The following is a 15554-nucleotide window of genomic DNA, read 5'->3' as shown; positions in this document are numbered from 1 at the left end:
CGCGTTTCACGCGTACGCGATCGTCACGAGTGCCTCATCGCACACGGACTGGCCGGTTTCCGGTCCAGGCCATTGGGGCATCCACACGGTGGCGTGGGGCAAAGGAGGTCTCGGGGGTGGCGTTGGTGGTGGCACAGGAGGTGCCCACGTCGTCGAGCATGGCCGTACCCCATGGCCCTGCGGGCGTGGGTGAGGCGAGACACCGGATGCGGGACGAGCTGTACCGCAGCGGGGTGTCCGAATCGGTCGTCGACGACGCGGTGCTGATCCTTTCCGAGTTGCTCAGCAACGCCTGCCGGTACGGCAGGCCGCTGGGGCACGCGGATCGGGGCGACGGGGATGTACGGGCGGCCTGGAGGGTGGACCCGGCGGGCGGCCTCAGAGTCGAGGTCACGGACGGAGGCGGCCCGACGCGGCCCGTTCCGGCGACGCCGTCGGTCACCGCACGGGGCGGCCGCGGGCTGAACATCATCAGCGCGCTGGCCCAGGACTGGGGTGTACGGGACAGCGCGACCGGCGAGGTCACGGTCTGGGTGGTGGTGACCGAGGGACACCGCCGCGAGGACTTCGCGTCCCGCGTCGGCGGCGGCTCCCGCTTCGAGATCCTGGACGCGTACGACGACCTGGATTGACGTCGTACGACGACTGGATCGACGCCGCACGAGGATTACGACCGCGGCCGCGGATCCCGACGCCGCACGAGGTTCCCGACCGCGCACGGGGATCCCGGCGGCGCACGGGGATCCCGGCGGCGCACCGCGATCGGCGGCCGCGTCTCACACGGCGATCCCGCCCCCGCACGGCGCATCGTGGCCGCGTCTCACACGGCGACCCCGACCCCGCACGGCGCATCGTGGCCGCGCCCCCACCCAGGGGCAGCGGCCCGCCTGAAGGGCGTCGGTGCGCGGTACGGCTAGGCTCGCGCCCGGAACAAGCACCGCACCGCCGCGATCGGGAGAAAGCCACACCATGGCCAAGAAGCGCCCCCAGACGAAGGCCGGCAAGACCGGTCAGGCACAGGTCACGAACGGGGAGATCCCGGTCGTCGGGGCGCGCGAGCCGTGCCCGTGCGGTTCGGGCCGCCGCTACAAGGCGTGTCACGGCCGGGCCGCCGCGCACGCCGTGACCGAGCTCGTCCAGCGCCCCTTCGAGGGCCTGGCCGGCGAGTGCGACTGGGTCGCGCTGCGCGAGCTGGTGCCCGCCGCCACCGTGCCGCTCACCCTCAAGGGCGGGCTCCCGGAGGGCGTGCCCTCCGTGACGCTCGCGACCGTGCTGCCGATGGCGTGGCCGGCGCTCCGCCGCGACGACGGCTCCGTCCTGCTCGCCCTGCAGAACGACTCCACCTCCGGCGACCTCGCCCGCGACCTCGCCGACACCCTCCAGCGCGCCCTGGAGACCGAGCCGGGCACCCCGGTCCCGCCGCGCCGCGTCCCGGCCGAGGGCCCGCGTCTGCAGGATCTGCTGGACGCGGACGCCACGTTCGCCCCGGAGGTCCACTCGGGCTTCGAGTTCTGGATCCCGCAGTCCGCGGACGGCGCCGACCCGGAGGTCGCCGCCTCCCTGGAGCGGGCCAACGCGGCCGCGATCCCGACCGTGAAGCTGGCGAGCGTCGACTCGGCGTACTGGTGCGAGACCCCGGACAAGAACCACCTGCGCTGGGTCATGCCGTACCCGGAGGAGAAGCTGCTCGACGCGCTCGCCCGCCTCCAGGCCGCCGGCGGTACCTCCATCGGCGCGGACACCCGCCTCGTCGGTTCGTTCCGCGCGCACGGACTGATGGTGCCGGTCTGGGACCTGCCGACCTCGATGACCGCAGAGGAGTGCGAGAAGCCGGCCGCCGAGTTCGCCGAGCGGCTGACCGAGGCGCTCGCCTCGGACGCTCCGCTCACCGCGGAGGAGCGGCGCGCGCGTGGCGGCCTCACGAACCGTCAGGTAACTCTCAGCTGATACCCCGCGTGGTATCGGTGACTGACAGACCGACCAGTCGGTGACTTCTGCCACAACCCGGTCTGCGGACGGGTAAATCCCTGTCCGAATAACCGAGATCGAATTTGCGAACAGCAGATCTCTTGTTACCGTTCTGGAAGCCCGGTCGCTGGTGCATCCCCCGTCGCCAGCGATCGGGCCTTTCCATGTCCGCCTCCGGCAGGTCCGGGGCGTCGACGCTCAACTTCCTTCGCTGTCCGCCGTGTTGCTGCCCGCCCGCAGCAGCAGCGGGGTGTTGTCCCCCTCGCCGGTGCCCGCGAATTCCGCTACCGCCGTATAGGCCGTGGCCACCCCGCGGCCCCGCTCCCTGGGTGTTTCACAGGTTCCCGGTTCGTCCTGCGCGGCGACCGGGCAGCGGACCTGTACGGTCCGCCCGCCGGGTGCCATGAGGGTCAGAAACGCGTCGAGATTCTGGCCGGTCGCGTTCCGGTAGTACGTACGGCCCCAGGTGTCGGGACCCTCCGCCAGGACGCAGGTCTGCGCCTCGACCCCCTCGGGAGAGGCGAGTTCCGGCCCACAGTTCGTGACCCGCTCCGGGGACGCCTGAGCGGCGGGGTCGTTACGGGGAGTGACGGGGGCGCCGGGAGAGACGCGGGTGGCCGGGTCGGCCTCAGAGGCAGCCGGGTCGGCCTCAGAGGCGGCCGGGTCGGCGGCGGGCTCTGTACGGGGGCCGAGGCCGAGCCCCTTCAGCAGCTCCCCGGGCTTCGCGTCGGCGGCATCGGCCGCCCCCGCCGGCCGTGCGGACCCACCCGCGACGGGCTCGCCCGTCGGCCCCGCCATCGCGACCAGCGGCAGCAGTACGGCGACCGTGACGGCGGCGCCCAGTCCGACCACGCGGAGGTTCACCGGACCCATGCGCCCCACCTGCTCCTGCTCGGCTGGAGATCTTGAACGGTGGGGTGAACATAGCGGCGGCCGACGGGCGCGCGGTCGGCCGCGCGCCCGTTTCCCGTACAAGTCGGGCCAGGCCACACCCGTTCGGGTGAAGGACGTCCCGCCGCGCCGGTGCCGCCGCTGGTGCCAGTGCGGCCACCGGTGGTGGTGCGGCCACGGCCCCCGGTGCCAGTGCCAGTGCGGCCACCGGTGCCGGTTGCCGCCTTCTCAGTACGTCAGTCGGCTCCCGCCGCCCGGTGTGGTCGTGCTCGCCTCCACCAGGGCGTCGACCACCGCCTCCACGTCCGGCAGCCAAGGCCGGGCCGAGCCCGCGAGCGGGGACCGCTCCCAGCGGACCTGTCCGGTCCCGGCGACCGAGGGCGGCAGGAGGAGATAGCCGCCCTCTCCATGGAAGCGCAGCGAGCTGGGGACGCTGTCCTTCGCGTACAGCAGCTCGCCGAGCCGTTCGAGGCTGTACGGAGCCACGAGGATCGACCATCGCGTCGGGGTCGCGACCACCGGGCCGAGCCGCATGCCCGTGGCGTCGAGCGCGGCGAGCGCCCGCGCTCCCGCGACCGCGGGGAGGCTGACCGCGCAGGGCGCGCCGCCGCCCGTGGCGAGCACCACCGGGGCGTCCGGGCGCCGGGTCCACCACCAGCGGATCATCCGCTCGTCGGTGGTGGCCGCGAGCAGTCCGGGGTCGTAGGGGTGTGCGCCGGGGACCACGCACTCGGGGTCGGGGCAGGAGCACGCGGCTCCCGCGGACGTGCGGGTCGTCGCTCTCAGGCCCGCTCCCGGCAGGACGGGCCAGTCCCATTCGACGGCGAAGGTGACCGCCGCGTCGAGCCGGGCGGTCCTCGCCTTGCGCCGGAACCGGAGCCTGCGTCGCCTTCCGAGGATCTCGCGCATGAGCGCTCGTTCCTTTCCGTTGAACGCCGAATCCACATCACACTATGTGCAGGACACTTCACCGTGCGTATCAGCGCGTACCGGGTCGGCGGGATGGCGGCCCCTGTCGGAGCGGGGCCGGCCGTGCCGGAACCAGGTGGAACCACGTGGAAACCAGATGGAGCGGGTGAGTACCAGGTGGAGCCAGGTCAGAACGAGGTGGAGCCAGGTCAGCACCAGAGGCGGGTCAGAACACGTTCCCCGCCATTCGGTGACGGGCTGCGGCCTGCGGCATGTAAGACGCCGGGGTTCCGCGTCGCGTTCCGGGGCAGCTCCAACTGCCCCTGCCTGTCACCGATTACGTACCCAGCACGCTCGGAATGACGCGCTTTCAAACGACGCCAGTCGACCGCAAAAGGTGCACACCGAGGACAATTTTCGGCCAACTTCGCCAGGACTTCAACCCTCTCGCGCGACCTCACGGACACCACAAGTCCCGTGGGGACAATGCTGGACATCGTTCCTCTTGTGCGTGTACATGTGGATGCATCGAGCGGCTCAGAATGACATGGGGGTTTGCGATGCTATGGCGTCAAACGCACCGGTCGGAAAGCCGACTGACATGAGCGCCCCACGCATGCCGAAAGTGGCCGGAATCGATTCCACGGTTCCCGGGCCCCCGCACACTACGGCGCCCCTCCCCGGGGTCCCCGCGGCGGCAGCACCCTCCGATCCGGTCTCCCCACCGGGAGCGCTGATCCAGGACCGGCTCGCCACCTGGGTCTCCGACCTCACCACCCTCCACGAACTCACCGAGCGCCTCATCAGGACCGCCTCCCTCGACGAGGCCCTTCGCGAGGTCCTCGGCGCCGGCGCCGCCCTCGTCGGGGCCCGCCGCGGAATGGCCGTCCTCGAACCGGCCGACGGGCTCGGCCCGGCCTCCACCATCGGCCTCGGTCTCGCCCACTCGGACCTCGGCACGATCGAGACCGTCCCGCGCGGCACCAGCAGCTACGGCCGCCTCCTCGACGGCCTCCCCGATCCGGTCCACCCCGAGCGGGTCCCCGATCCGATCGCCATCCGCGACGTCCGCACCGAGGAAGGCCTCGACCCGCGCCACCGCGAGGTCGCCGCCCGCCTCGGCTACGCCGCCAGCTACGCCCTCCCCCTCGCCACCGAGGAGGCCGGCCGGCTCGGCGCCGCCGTCTGGCTCTACGACGAGCCCGCGGAGCCCACCGACCGTCAGCGCCACCTCATCGGGCTCTACGGCCGCTTCGCCACCGAGCACCTCGCCCGCCTCCTCCAGGTCGAACGCGCCCGCGTGCAGGTCGCCACCATCGCCGAGGAGCTGCTCCCCAGCCGTCTCCCCCGCGTCCCCGGCGTCCAGCTCGCCGCCCGCCACCGCACCGGCCCCCGGGGCGGCGGCGACTGGTACGACGCGCTGCCGCTGCCCGAGGGCGCCCTCGGCCTCGCCGTCGGCTCGGTCTCCGGCACCGGACCGAGCGCGCTCGCGGCCATGGGACGGCTGCGCGCCTCCCTGCGCGCGTACGCGGTGATGGAGGGCGAGGACCCCGTCGCCGTCCTCTCCGACCTGGAGCTCCTGCTCCGGCTGACCGAACCGGCCCGCTCGGCGACCGCGCTCTTCGCGTACGCCGAGCCGGCGCGGCGCCGGATCGTCCTCGCCGGGGCGGGGCACGCGCCGCCGCTGGTCATCGGGGAGCGGCGCACCGAGTTCGTCGAGACCTCGCTCTCGGCCCCGCTCGGGATGCTGTCCTGCTGGGAGGCGCCGAGCGTGGAGCTGTCCCCGGAGCCCGGAGAAACGGTGCTTCTCTACACCGACGGGCTGCTTCGCCGTACCGGCGACGCGATGGACCGGGCGTTCGCGCGGCTCCACGCGGCGGCGTCCAGCGTGCCGAAGGCGGACCGGGGCGACCCGGGCGCCGTCGCCGACCACGTCCTGCGGACCATGCTGCCCGAGGGTCTCGACACCGCCGTGGACGGGGAGGACGTGGTCCTGCTCGCCGCCCGCTTCGACTGAACGGCGCCGGGCGGCCGCCCGCGTGGGTCGTGGGTGCACATAAGCGGAGCGTGACATTCCGGTAATGGGTCTTCCGGCCCTGGGCCCCCTTCCGTACGACCGTACGATGGTGGGGGTTCAGTGTCGTACCAAGAGGAGGCAGACCCGTGGCCGAGGAGCTCACGCCGGAGACCCCGGAAGAGACTGAGGAACAGGCGATCAAGCAGCGGAAGAACGGCCTGTACCCGGGCGTCTCCGACGAGCTGGCCGAGAACATGAAGTCCGGCTGGGCCGACACCGAGCTGCGCGGCCTGGAGCCGGTCGCCCAGGCCGGCAAGACCGCCGAGCGCCGCGCGGCGCTCTCCGCCCGCTTCCCGGGCGAGCGCCTGGTGATCCCGGCCGGCAAGCTGAAGACCCGGTCGAACGACACCGAGTACGCCTTCCGCGCCTCCACCGAGTACGCGTACCTCACCGGCGACCAGACGCAGGACGGCGTCCTCGTCCTGGAGCCGGTGAAGAGCGGTCACGAGGCGACGATCTACCTGCTGCCGCGCTCCGACCGCGAGAACGGCGAGTTCTGGCTCGACGGCCAGGGCGAGCTGTGGGTCGGCCGCCGCCACTCCCTCACCGAGGCCGAGCAGCTCCTCGGCGTCCCCGCGAAGGACGTCCGCGAGCTGGCCGAGGCGCTGCGCGAGGCCACCGGCCCCGTCCGCAACGTCCGCGGCCACGACGCCGGCATCGAGGCCGCGCTGACCGACAAGGTCACCGCCGAGCGCGACGAGGAACTCCGCGTCTACCTCTCCGAGGCCCGCCTCATCAAGGACTCCTTCGAGATCGCCGAGCTGGAGAAGGCCTGCGCCTCCACCGCCCGCGGCTTCGAGGACGTCGTCAAGGTCCTCGACAAGGCCGAGGCCACCAGCGAGCGCTACATCGAGGGAACCTTCTTCCTCCGTGCCCGCGTCGAGGGCAACGACATCGGCTACGGCTCCATCTGCGCCGCCGGCCCGCACGCCACCACCCTGCACTGGGTGCGCAACGACGGCGACGTCCGCTCCGGCGACCTGCTGCTGCTCGACGCCGGCGTGGAGACCACCGAGCTCTACACCGCGGACATCACCCGCACCCTGCCGATCAACGGCCGGTACACCGAGCTCCAGCGCAAGATCTACGACGCCGTGTACGAGGCGCAGGAGGCCGGCATCGCCGCGGTGAAGCCCGGCGCCGCCTACCGTGACTTCCACGACGCCGCCCAGCGCGTCCTCGCCGAGAAGCTCGTCGAGTGGGGCCTCGTCGAGGGCCCGGTCGAGCGCGTCCTGGAGCTCGGCCTCCAGCGCCGCTGGACCCTGCACGGCACCGGTCACATGCTCGGCATGGACGTCCACGACTGCGCCGCCGCGCGCACCGAGGCCTACGTCGACACGACCCTCGCGCCGGGCATGTGCCTGACCGTCGAGCCGGGTCTGTACTTCCAGGCCGACGACCTGACCGTGCCGGAGGAGTACCGCGGCATCGGCGTCCGGATCGAGGACGACATCCTCGTCACCGAGGACGGCAACCGGAACCTCTCGGACGCGCTGCCGCGCCACGCCGACGAGGTCGAGGCGTGGATGGCCGCGCTGAAGGGCTGACCTCCGCGTACGTTGGAACCGAAGGGCCCTCGCCGACCGACCGGCGGGGGCCCTTCCCCGTGCTCACGCCATGAGCAGGGAAGGGCTGTCCTTCCACTTCAGGATCTTGTCGAAGCTGACCACCGCGCCACCCCGGCCCGACCGGTTGCCGAACTGCACATGGTCCGCGAGCTCCTCGATGAGGCGCAGCCCCCGGCCGTGCTCGGCGTCCGACGGCGCGGCGGGCAGCTCGGCGCCGGGGAAACCGGGGCCCGAGTCCGCCACCTCGATACGGCAGGTCTCGCCGTCCAGGTACGCCGTCACCCGATAGGCCCTGCCGGCCGCACCCGACTCGTCGGAGCCGTCGCCGCCGTGCTCGACCGCGTTCGCGCACGCCTCGGTCAGCGCGACCGACAGCTCGTACGACACGTCGGGATCGACACCCGCCGTCTCCATCGTGCCCAGCAGAAGCCTTCGCGCGAGGGGCACGCTCGCGGCTTCGCGCCGCAGATGGAGTGACCACCAGATGCTCATGCTCCAGCCTCCCGGCAGCGGCTCGACATACCGATACCTATTGCCGGACAGAAGCCTTCGTAAGCGCACGGACGCGTCAAGAGCGCTCGATCGGCGGATGCACCGGGCTCGCGCGCCGGTGTATGTCACCTCGAAGACCCCCAAGAGCCCCAAGAACGACCTTCTGGACCTGCCTCATACCGGTGGGGCCCGTGGTGCGATGATGGGCCCGCCATGAATGCCCCCGCGCTCGCTCCACGGCTGCTGAGGGCCGCGGTGTTCACCGCGGTCTGCGTCGTGCTGTCCGCGCTCGGGCACGCCATCGCCGCCTGTGCGGGCATCGCCCTGTGGACGCTGCTCGCCGGATTCCTCGGCGTCTTCGGCATCACCGTCCTCTTCACCGGGCGGGAACGCTCGCTCGGCTTCGTCGTCGGCGCCCTCGCCGGCGGACAGCTCGGGCTGCACGCCCTCTTCGGCCTCGGTCAGCGCCAGCTCGGCCTGAGCTCCCAGGCCGACGACGCCCTCGTACGGATGGCGGCACGGCTCGTCTGCGGCGCGGGGACCTCGTCCCTCACCTCCGCCGACGCCTCCAGGGTCATCCGCGACGCCGGGCTCGACCCCGCCACCGCGCAGTCCGGTGCCCACGCCCACCTCGGACACACGGCCGCCGCGGCGACCGCGCCCGCCGGTGAGCTGCTGCCCGGCCTGCCCATGCTCCTCGGCCATCTGCTGGCCGCGGTGGCCACGGGCTGGCTGCTGCGCCGCGGCGACCGGGCCCTCGGCCGTCTCGTCGAACTCTCCGAGCAGGGGGCGACGGAGCTCGCCGAGTGCGCCCTCGTCCGCTCGCTGCGAGCAGCCCTCCGGCTCGTACGGGCGCTGCTCAACGGCCTCGCGGCGGTACCCGGCACGGGGCCGCGGCGGACGGTCCGTACGGCCTTCGACTCCTCGCCTCCGCCGGTGGCCGAGGCACTCCTGCACACGGTGATCAGGCGCGGCCCGCCGGCCGCCGACTGCGTTCTCGCAGCCTGACACGGACCGCTCACAGGGAGCGGGGCCGTGCTCGTCCGCACGCCGGTCCGGGGTCAGTCCCCCGGCGCGCCGGACTCCCTCGCCTTCCTCCGAGCTGGAGTGTCTTCTGCCATGACCGTTTCCCGTGTCTCCTCCCGTGTCTCCGCCACCCGGGTCGCCCTCGCCGGTGGCATCGCCCTCTCCTCCGTCGTGCTGCTGTCCGGCACGGCGTTCGCGCACGTGAGCGTGCAGCCGCAGGGCGAGGCCGCCAAGGGCGGCTACGCGACCGTCAACATCAAGGTCCCGAACGAGCGCGACAACGCCTCCACCGTGAAGCTCGAGGTCAACTTCCCGCTCGACCACCCGCTGGCCTCCGTCATGCCGCAGCCCATCCCCGGCTGGAAGGCCGAGGTGACCAAGAGCAAGCTCAGCAAGCCGCTGACGCTGCACGGCAAGACGATCAACGAGGCCGTCTCCAAGGTGACGTGGACCGCCGACGGTTCGAAGATCGGACCCGGCCAGTTCCAGCAGTTCCCGCTCTCCCTCGGCCAGCTGCCCGAGGACGCCGACCAGCTGGTCCTCAAGGCGATCCAGACGTACGACAACAAGGAGGTCGTGCGCTGGATCGAGGAGCAGAAGGAAGGCGCGGAGGAGCCGCAGAACCCCGCCCCCGTCCTGAAGCTCTCCGCCGCCTCCGCCGACCACCACGGCGGCGCCGCCGCCCCGTCCGCCTCGGCCTCCACCGCGACGGACGAGAAGGCCGGGCACGACGAGAAGGCCGGCCACGACGGCAAGGCCGACGCGAAGAAGGAGACGGCCGCCGCCGACTCCTCCGACACCACGGCCCGGATCCTCGGCGTCATCGGCATCCTCGTCGGCATCGCCGGCGTCGCGTTCGGTGTCCTCGCCGGCCGCCGCCGCTCGGCCTGACGGCCGCACTCCTCCAGAGAATCCGGAAAGAAGCGGAAAGAACCAGCATGTCCGCAGAGAAGACACCCTCTCCGAAGCCCGCTGACGGCCCCGGCCGTCCCGGGCGCCGCACCCCGCTGATCGTCGCCGCGGTCGCGATCGTCGCCGCCATCGGCATCACCGCGGCCGTCGGCCTCGGCGGCAACGACGACAAGCCCTCGGCCAACGGCTCGGTCGCCGTGGTCTCCGGCGGCGACGACTCCACCAAGGCCGCGACCGTCCTCGACCGGCCGTTCACCAAGCCCGGGCTCGTCCTCACCGACACCAAGGGCCAGAAGTACGACCTGCGGGAGCGGACCAAGGGCAAGCCGACGCTCATCTACTTCGGCTACACGCACTGCCCCGACGTCTGCCCCATGACGATGAGCAACATCGCCATCGCCAAGAAGCAGCTCCCCAAGGCCGACCAGGACAAGCTCCAGGTCGTCTTCGTCACCACCGACCCCGAGCGGGACACCCCGGCCGAGCTCGCCAAGTGGCTGCCCGCCGCGGGCGACTCCTCCTTCACCGGTCTCACCGGCTCGTTCTCCACCATCCAGGCGGGGGCGCGGCAGATCGGCATCGGCATCGACCCGCCGAAGAAGGAGAACGGCAAGGTCGTCTCCATGCACGGAGCACAGGTGATCGCCTTCTCGCCGACGACCGACCAGGGCTACGTCCTGTACGGCGAGGACACGAGCGTCGACGACTACGCCAAGGATCTGCCGAAGCTCATCAAGGGGGAGAACCCGTGAACCGCCGCACCACCACCCTGTCCGCCTCCGTGGCGCTCGCCGCCGCGCTCGCACTGACCGGGTGTTCGTCCTCGTCCGAAGGGTCCGCGGACGGGAAGCCCGACCTGCAGGTCAGCGGCGCGTTCATGCCGCAGCCGGTGATGGACATGGCCGGCGGCTTCCTCACCATCAAGAACGACGGCGGCACCGCGGACAAGCTCACCTCGGTCACCAGCGCCATCTCCGACGACGTCACGATCCACGAGACGAAGAACCAGAAGATGCAGCAGGTGAAGTCCTTCGACATCCCCGCGAACGGGGAGCTGAAGCTCGCCCGCGGTGGCAACCACATCATGTTCATGGAGCTGAAGAAGAAGCCCAAGCAGGGCGAGAAGGTCAGCATCGAGCTCCACTTCGAGAAGTCCGACCCGATCAAGGTCGATCTTCCCGTCGAAGCCGCCAACCACAACCCGCAGCAGCACTGAGCGCGTTGACGGAGTTCTCACAGAACTGACGGAGTGAACCGGAAGATGACAACCACCGCCCCGCGCCTCGGTACCGCCCTGGCCCGGCTGCTGATCCTCGCGGCCGCGCTGCTCGGCACGCTGCTCGCCGGTGCCGCCCCCGCGTCCGCGCACGCGGCACTGACCGGAAGCGATCCGAAGGACGGGGCGGTGGTCGCCACCGCTCCCAAGGAGGTCAACCTCACCTTCTCCGAACAGGTCGCCATGAGCGCCGACTCGATCCGGGTCCTCGACCCGGCGGGCCGGCGGGCCGACACCGGCGAGATACTCAACCTCTGCAGCGGCTCGATCGTCCGCTACGGGGTGGCCCTCCGGGCCGGACTGCCGGACGGCACGTACACCGTGGCCTGGCAGACCGTCTCGGCCGACAGCCACCCCATCTCCGGCGCCTTCACCTTCTCCATCGGCGCCCCCTCCACGACATCCGTCGCCCTGCCCGACCGGACGGCCGGCGGCGGTCTCGTCGGCACCCTCTACGGCATCGCGCGCTATGTCTCGTACGCCGGGTTCGCCGTCCTCGTCGGCGGCGGCGCCTTCGTCCTGGCCTGCTGGCCGCGCGGCGCGAGCGTCCGCCCCGTCCAGCAGACCGTGGTCAGGGGCTGGCTGACCCTCACCGGCGCCACCCTCGTCATGCTGCTCCTGCGCAACCCGTACACCGGCTCCGGTGAACTCTCCGACGCCTTCGACCTGGCGGGTCTGAAGGCGGTCCTGGAGACGAAGACCGGTGCCGCGCTCACGTCCCGGCTGCTGCTGCTCGGCGCGGCCGCGCTCTTCGTGGCCGTCCTCTTCGGTGCCTACGCCCGGCGGACCGACCCGAAGGAGAAGAAGGACCTCGCCTTCGGGCTCGGCGTCGGCGGCACCGTCGTCGCCGCGGGCATCGCCGGTACCTGGGCGCTGGCCGAACACGCCTCGACCGGTATCCAGCCCGGGATCGCCATGCCCGTCGACATCCTGCACCTGCTGGCAGTCGCCGCCTGGCTCGGCGGTCTCACCGTGCTGCTCGTCTCCCTCTACAAGGCGCCGTCCGTCGACCGCTCGGCGATCGAGCGCTTCTCCAAGGTGGCCTTCGGCTCCGTGGCCGTCCTCGCGGCCACCGGGCTCTACCAGTCCTGGCGCCAGGTCGGCTCCTGGTCCGCGCTGACCGGGACCCGCTACGGGCAGCTGCTGCTCGTCAAGATCGGGCTGATGTGCGTCCTCATCGGCATCGCCTGGATATCGCGCCGGTGGACCCAGCGCCTCGCCGACCCGAAGCCGGCCGAGGAAAGGGAGCAGACCGAGACCGAGGACCGGGAAACCGAAGAGGCCGAGGAAGCCGAAGGGGCCCGGGAAACTGAAGAGGCCCAGGGAACCGAAGAGGCCCGGGAAACCGAAGAGGCCCAGGGAACCGAAGAGGCCGACAAGGCTGAAGGCGCCGGCGAGGCCGACTCGGAAGCGGCGGACTCGACCGGGGCCACAAGGACCGCCGGGACCACCGAGGCTGCCGGGTCCGCCGAGACCGCCGATCCCGAGCGGGCCGCTCAGCTCGCCCGCCAGCGGGCCGCTGTCGCCACCGCGCGGCGCAAGCGGGAGCGGGACGCCGACCCCGAGCGGGCCGGTCTGCGCCGCTCGGTCCTGACCGAGGCCGCCGTCGCCGTCGTGCTCCTCGCCGTCACCACCGTCCTCACCTCGACCGAGCCCGGCCGCACCGAGGAGGAAGCGGGGCGGGGCGGCACCGCCGCCTCCGGCCCGGCCGCCGTGCCCGACCGGCCCGTCGACATCCGGCTGCCCTTCGACACCGGCGGCGTCGAGGGCAAGGGCGTCGTCCGGCTCAGCCTCGACCCGGGCCGCACCGGCGCCAACGCGCTCCACATCTTCGTCGAACGGCCCAACGGCAAGCCGCTGGACGTGCCCGAGATCAAGGTCGCCCTCACCCTGGAGGCGAAGGACGTCGGCCCGCTGCCCGTCGCCCCGGACCGGATCCAGACCGGGCACTGGAGCGCGAGCGGCGTCCAGATCCCGATGCCCGGCGAGTGGCGGATCCAGGTCACCGTCCGGACGTCCGAGATCGACCAGACCACCATCGAGAAGAACGTGAAGATCGGCTGATCCTTGACCGAGAACAACACCCTTGAGATCTCCCGGCGCCGGCTGCTCGGCACCGTCGGCGCAGCGGGCGCGGCCGGACTCGTCATCGGCGCGGCAGGCGGCGTCGGCGTCACCACGGCCGGGTCGGACGGCGGCACCACCGACGGGGCCGGAACCGACGGCACCCCGCTGCTGACCACGGTCGGTTCGACCGAGGTGATGTTTCACGGGAAACATCAGGCCGGTATCACCACGCCCCTCCAGTCCCGCGGTCATCTGGTCGCCTTCGACCTCGCCCCGGGCGCCGGTCGCAAGGAGTCGATGGCCCTGCTGCGCCGCTGGTCGGTGACGGCGAGGGCGCTGATGTCGGGCAAGGCCCCGGCCGGGGACACCGGGGTGGCGCTCGACGCGGGCCCCTCCTCCCTCACGGTCACCTTCGGCTTCGGCCGTACGTTCTTCGACCGGACCGGGCTCACCGCACGCCGCCCCTCCGCGCTCGACCCGCTGCCCGCCTTCTCCGCCGACGCCCTGGACGCGCGGCGCTCGGAGGGCGATCTGTGGGTGCAGATCGGCGCCGACGACGCGCTCGTCGCCTTCCACGCGCTGCGCGCCCTCCAGAAGGACGCGGGCGACGCGGCCCGGGTGCGCTGGCAGATGAACGGCTTCAACCGCTCGGCCGGTGCCACCGCGAAGCCGATGACGGCCCGCAACCTGATGGGCCAGATCGACGGCACGGGCAACCCGAAGGTGACCGATCCCGACTTCGACCGGCGGATCTTCGTCCCGGCGGGCACCGGAGGTGCGACGGAGTGGATGGCCGGCGGCTCGTACGCGGTGGTGCGCCGGATCCGGATGCTGCTCGACGACTGGGAGAAGCTGCCGCTCGACCGGCAGGAGAAGGTGATCGGGCGACGGAAGTCCGACGGGGCCCCGCTCACCGGCGGCAGCGAGACCACCGAGCTGGACCTGAACAAGCGCGGTCCGGACGGGACGACGGTCATCCCGGACAACGCCCACTCCCGTATCTCCGCCCCCGAACAGAACGGCGGGGCGGCGATGCTGCGCAGGCCGTGGTCCTTCCACGACGGGATCGCTCCCGACGGGACGCCGGACGCCGGTCTCCTCTTCGTCTGCTGGCAGGCCGACCCGCTGCGGGGCTTCGTGCCCGTGCAGCGCAAGCTCGACCGGGGCGACGCGCTGTCCGCGTTCATCCGGCACGAGGCGAGCGGCCTCTTCGCGGTCCCGGGCGGTCCCGCCGAGGGCGAGTACGTGGGACAGCGGCTCCTGGAGTCCTGACCTGCCGGGTCGGCCGCCGGCGGGCACGCGCGTCCCGCCGGGCGGGCGGCCCACGGCTCCGGGGCCCATTAGGGTGACGGTATGTCCGCCACCCGGTACACGTATCTCGGCCCCGAGGGCACCTTCACGGAGGCCGCGCTGCGTACGCTGCCCGAGGCCGCGACGAGGGAACTCGTCCCCATGGTCTCGGTCCCGGCCGCGCTCGACGCCGTACGGAACGGGGAGGCCGCCGCCGCTCTCGTACCGATCGAGAACTCGGTCGAGGGCGGGGTGACCGCGACCCTCGACGAGCTGGCCTCCGGCGAGCCGCTGATGATCTACCGCGAGGTGCTCCTGCCGATCGCCTTCGCGCTGCTGGTGCGGCCGGGGACCAAGCTGTCGGACATCAAGACCGTGACGGGCCACCCGGTGGCCCAGCCGCAGGTGCGGAACTGGCTGCGGACGCATCTGCCCGAGGCACTGTGGGAGTCGGCCGCGTCCAACGCGGACGGGGCCCGGCTGGTGCAGGAGGGCCGCTTCGACGCCGCTTTCGCGGGCGAGTTCGCGGCGGTGACGTACGGCCTCGAGGCGCTGGTCACCGAGATCCACGACGCGGAGAACGCCGAGACCCGGTTCGTCCTGGTGGGCAGGCCGGCCCGGCCGGCGGCGCCGACCGGCGCGGACAAGACCTCGGTGGTGCTGTGGCTGGGTGACGATCATCCGGGTGCCCTCCTCGAACTGCTCCAGGAATTCGCGGTGCGCGGGGTGAACCTGATGCTGATCCAGTCCCGGCCCACGGGGGCGGGGATCGGGAACTACTGCTTCGCCGTGGATGCCGAGGGCCATATCTCGGACCGGCGGGTGGGCGAGGCGCTGATGGGGCTCAAGCGGATCTGCCCCAAGGTGCGCTTCCTCGGCTCGTACCCGAGGGCGGGCGTCGCGGTCGAGGACGTGGCGGTGCTGCGGCGCGGCACCTCGGACGGGGAGTTCATGGCGGCCTCCGACTGGCTGGCGAGGGCCCAGGACGGTCGGGCCTGACCCGATGGTGACTGAACGCTCCCGGCGGCGGGAGCGTTCGTCCACAGGTGCGAACCACTAGTCCTACCTGCGTATTTTC

Annotated in this window: 14 protein-coding genes; 11 read left to right on the top strand and 3 right to left on the bottom strand. The window is 72.2% G+C overall.

Going from position 1 to position 15554, the window contains the following annotated elements:
* Positions 1–29 precede the first annotated feature (29 nt).
* Together E0F75_RS09465 and E0F75_RS09460 are read left to right on the top strand one after the other, a co-directional pair.
* On the top strand, positions 30–632 hold the full coding sequence (locus E0F75_RS09465) for an ATP-binding protein (protein WP_187622032.1): 603 nt from the start codon (positions 30–32) through the stop codon (positions 630–632).
* Positions 633–969: 337 nt separating this feature from the next.
* Positions 970–1947: a DUF5926 family protein gene (locus tag E0F75_RS09460; protein WP_187622031.1), complete on the top strand. Its 978-nt coding sequence runs from the start codon at positions 970–972 to the stop codon at positions 1945–1947.
* A 219-nt stretch (positions 1948–2166) separates the two neighbouring features.
* Here E0F75_RS09460 and E0F75_RS09455 read toward each other — a convergent pair whose 3' ends face one another.
* On the bottom strand, positions 2167–2841 hold the full coding sequence (locus E0F75_RS09455) for a hypothetical protein (RefSeq protein WP_187622030.1): 675 nt from the start codon (positions 2839–2841) through the stop codon (positions 2167–2169).
* Between the two features lie 246 nt (positions 2842–3087).
* The gene (locus E0F75_RS09450; RefSeq protein WP_187622029.1) at positions 3088–3768 is read right to left on the bottom strand and encodes a bifunctional DNA primase/polymerase; all 681 of its coding nucleotides are present in this window, start codon (positions 3766–3768) and stop codon (positions 3088–3090) included.
* Positions 3769–4333: 565 nt separating this feature from the next.
* Between E0F75_RS09450 and E0F75_RS09445 the strand changes: the two genes are divergently transcribed.
* Together E0F75_RS09445 and E0F75_RS09440 are read left to right on the top strand one after the other, a co-directional pair.
* Positions 4334–5785 (top strand): PP2C family protein-serine/threonine phosphatase, encoded by a 1452-nt coding sequence (locus tag E0F75_RS09445; protein WP_187622028.1) that lies wholly within the window; start codon positions 4334–4336, stop codon positions 5783–5785.
* Positions 5786–5931: 146 nt separating this feature from the next.
* Positions 5932–7392, top strand: coding sequence for an aminopeptidase P family protein (locus tag E0F75_RS09440; protein WP_187622027.1), 1461 nt, complete (start codon positions 5932–5934; stop codon positions 7390–7392).
* Between the two features lie 63 nt (positions 7393–7455).
* Here E0F75_RS09440 and E0F75_RS09435 read toward each other — a convergent pair whose 3' ends face one another.
* Positions 7456–7905, bottom strand: a complete 450-nt coding sequence (locus E0F75_RS09435) for an ATP-binding protein (RefSeq protein WP_187622026.1) — start codon at positions 7903–7905, stop codon at positions 7456–7458.
* A 213-nt stretch (positions 7906–8118) separates the two neighbouring features.
* On the opposite strand from E0F75_RS09435, the gene E0F75_RS09430 reads away from it, so the two are divergent.
* From E0F75_RS09430 to pheA, 7 genes are all read left to right on the top strand, one after another.
* Positions 8119–8913, top strand: coding sequence for a hypothetical protein (locus tag E0F75_RS09430; RefSeq protein WP_187622025.1), 795 nt, complete (start codon positions 8119–8121; stop codon positions 8911–8913).
* Between the two features lie 111 nt (positions 8914–9024).
* The gene (locus E0F75_RS09425) at positions 9025–9822 is read left to right on the top strand and encodes a YcnI family protein (protein WP_187622024.1); all 798 of its coding nucleotides are present in this window, start codon (positions 9025–9027) and stop codon (positions 9820–9822) included.
* Between the two features lie 47 nt (positions 9823–9869).
* Positions 9870–10595, top strand: a complete 726-nt coding sequence (locus E0F75_RS09420) for an SCO family protein (RefSeq protein WP_187622023.1) — start codon at positions 9870–9872, stop codon at positions 10593–10595.
* Positions 10592–11059, top strand: coding sequence for a copper chaperone PCu(A)C (locus E0F75_RS09415; protein ID WP_187622022.1), 468 nt, complete (start codon positions 10592–10594; stop codon positions 11057–11059). The genes E0F75_RS09420 and E0F75_RS09415 overlap by 4 nt, the downstream gene beginning before the upstream one ends.
* A 45-nt stretch (positions 11060–11104) precedes the next feature.
* Positions 11105–13183: a copper resistance CopC/CopD family protein gene (locus E0F75_RS09410; protein ID WP_187622021.1), complete on the top strand. Its 2079-nt coding sequence runs from the start codon at positions 11105–11107 to the stop codon at positions 13181–13183.
* A 3-nt stretch (positions 13184–13186) separates the two neighbouring features.
* Positions 13187–14458, top strand: coding sequence for an iron uptake transporter deferrochelatase/peroxidase subunit (gene efeB / locus E0F75_RS09405; RefSeq protein ID WP_187622020.1), 1272 nt, complete (start codon positions 13187–13189; stop codon positions 14456–14458).
* A gap of 81 nt (positions 14459–14539) precedes the next feature.
* Complete coding sequence (gene pheA / locus E0F75_RS09400) at positions 14540–15475, top strand: prephenate dehydratase (RefSeq protein ID WP_187622019.1); 936 nt, start codon at positions 14540–14542, stop codon at positions 15473–15475.
* The last annotated feature ends 79 nt before the right edge of the window (positions 15476–15554 follow it).

This window comes from Streptomyces sp. CB02980, from assembly GCF_014451325.2.
GTDB lineage: Bacteria > Actinomycetota > Actinomycetes > Streptomycetales > Streptomycetaceae > Streptomyces.
The sequence above is the reverse complement of the archived record's forward strand: the minus strand, read 5'-3'. Positions and strand labels throughout refer to the sequence as shown.

Excerpts from the sequence above, each read along its gene's own strand:
- E0F75_RS09435 (WP_187622026.1), bottom strand. The coding sequence starts at position 7,905 with ATGAGCATCTGGTGGTCACTCCATCTGCGGCGCGAAGCCGCGAGCGTG.
- E0F75_RS09460 (WP_187622031.1), top strand. The coding sequence starts at position 970 with ATGGCCAAGAAGCGCCCCCAGACGAAGGCCGGCAAGACCGGTCAGGCA.
- E0F75_RS09425 (WP_187622024.1), top strand. The coding sequence starts at position 9,025 with ATGACCGTTTCCCGTGTCTCCTCCCGTGTCTCCGCCACCCGGGTCGCC.
- pheA (WP_187622019.1), top strand. The coding sequence starts at position 14,540 with ATGTCCGCCACCCGGTACACGTATCTCGGCCCCGAGGGCACCTTCACG.
- E0F75_RS09445 (WP_187622028.1), top strand. The coding sequence starts at position 4,334 with ATGGCGTCAAACGCACCGGTCGGAAAGCCGACTGACATGAGCGCCCCA.
- E0F75_RS09450 (WP_187622029.1), bottom strand. The coding sequence starts at position 3,768 with ATGCGCGAGATCCTCGGAAGGCGACGCAGGCTCCGGTTCCGGCGCAAG.
- E0F75_RS09420 (WP_187622023.1), top strand. The coding sequence starts at position 9,870 with ATGTCCGCAGAGAAGACACCCTCTCCGAAGCCCGCTGACGGCCCCGGC.
- E0F75_RS09410 (WP_187622021.1), top strand. The coding sequence starts at position 11,105 with ATGACAACCACCGCCCCGCGCCTCGGTACCGCCCTGGCCCGGCTGCTG.
- E0F75_RS09455 (WP_187622030.1), bottom strand. The coding sequence starts at position 2,841 with ATGGGTCCGGTGAACCTCCGCGTGGTCGGACTGGGCGCCGCCGTCACG.
- E0F75_RS09430 (WP_187622025.1), top strand. The coding sequence starts at position 8,119 with ATGAATGCCCCCGCGCTCGCTCCACGGCTGCTGAGGGCCGCGGTGTTC.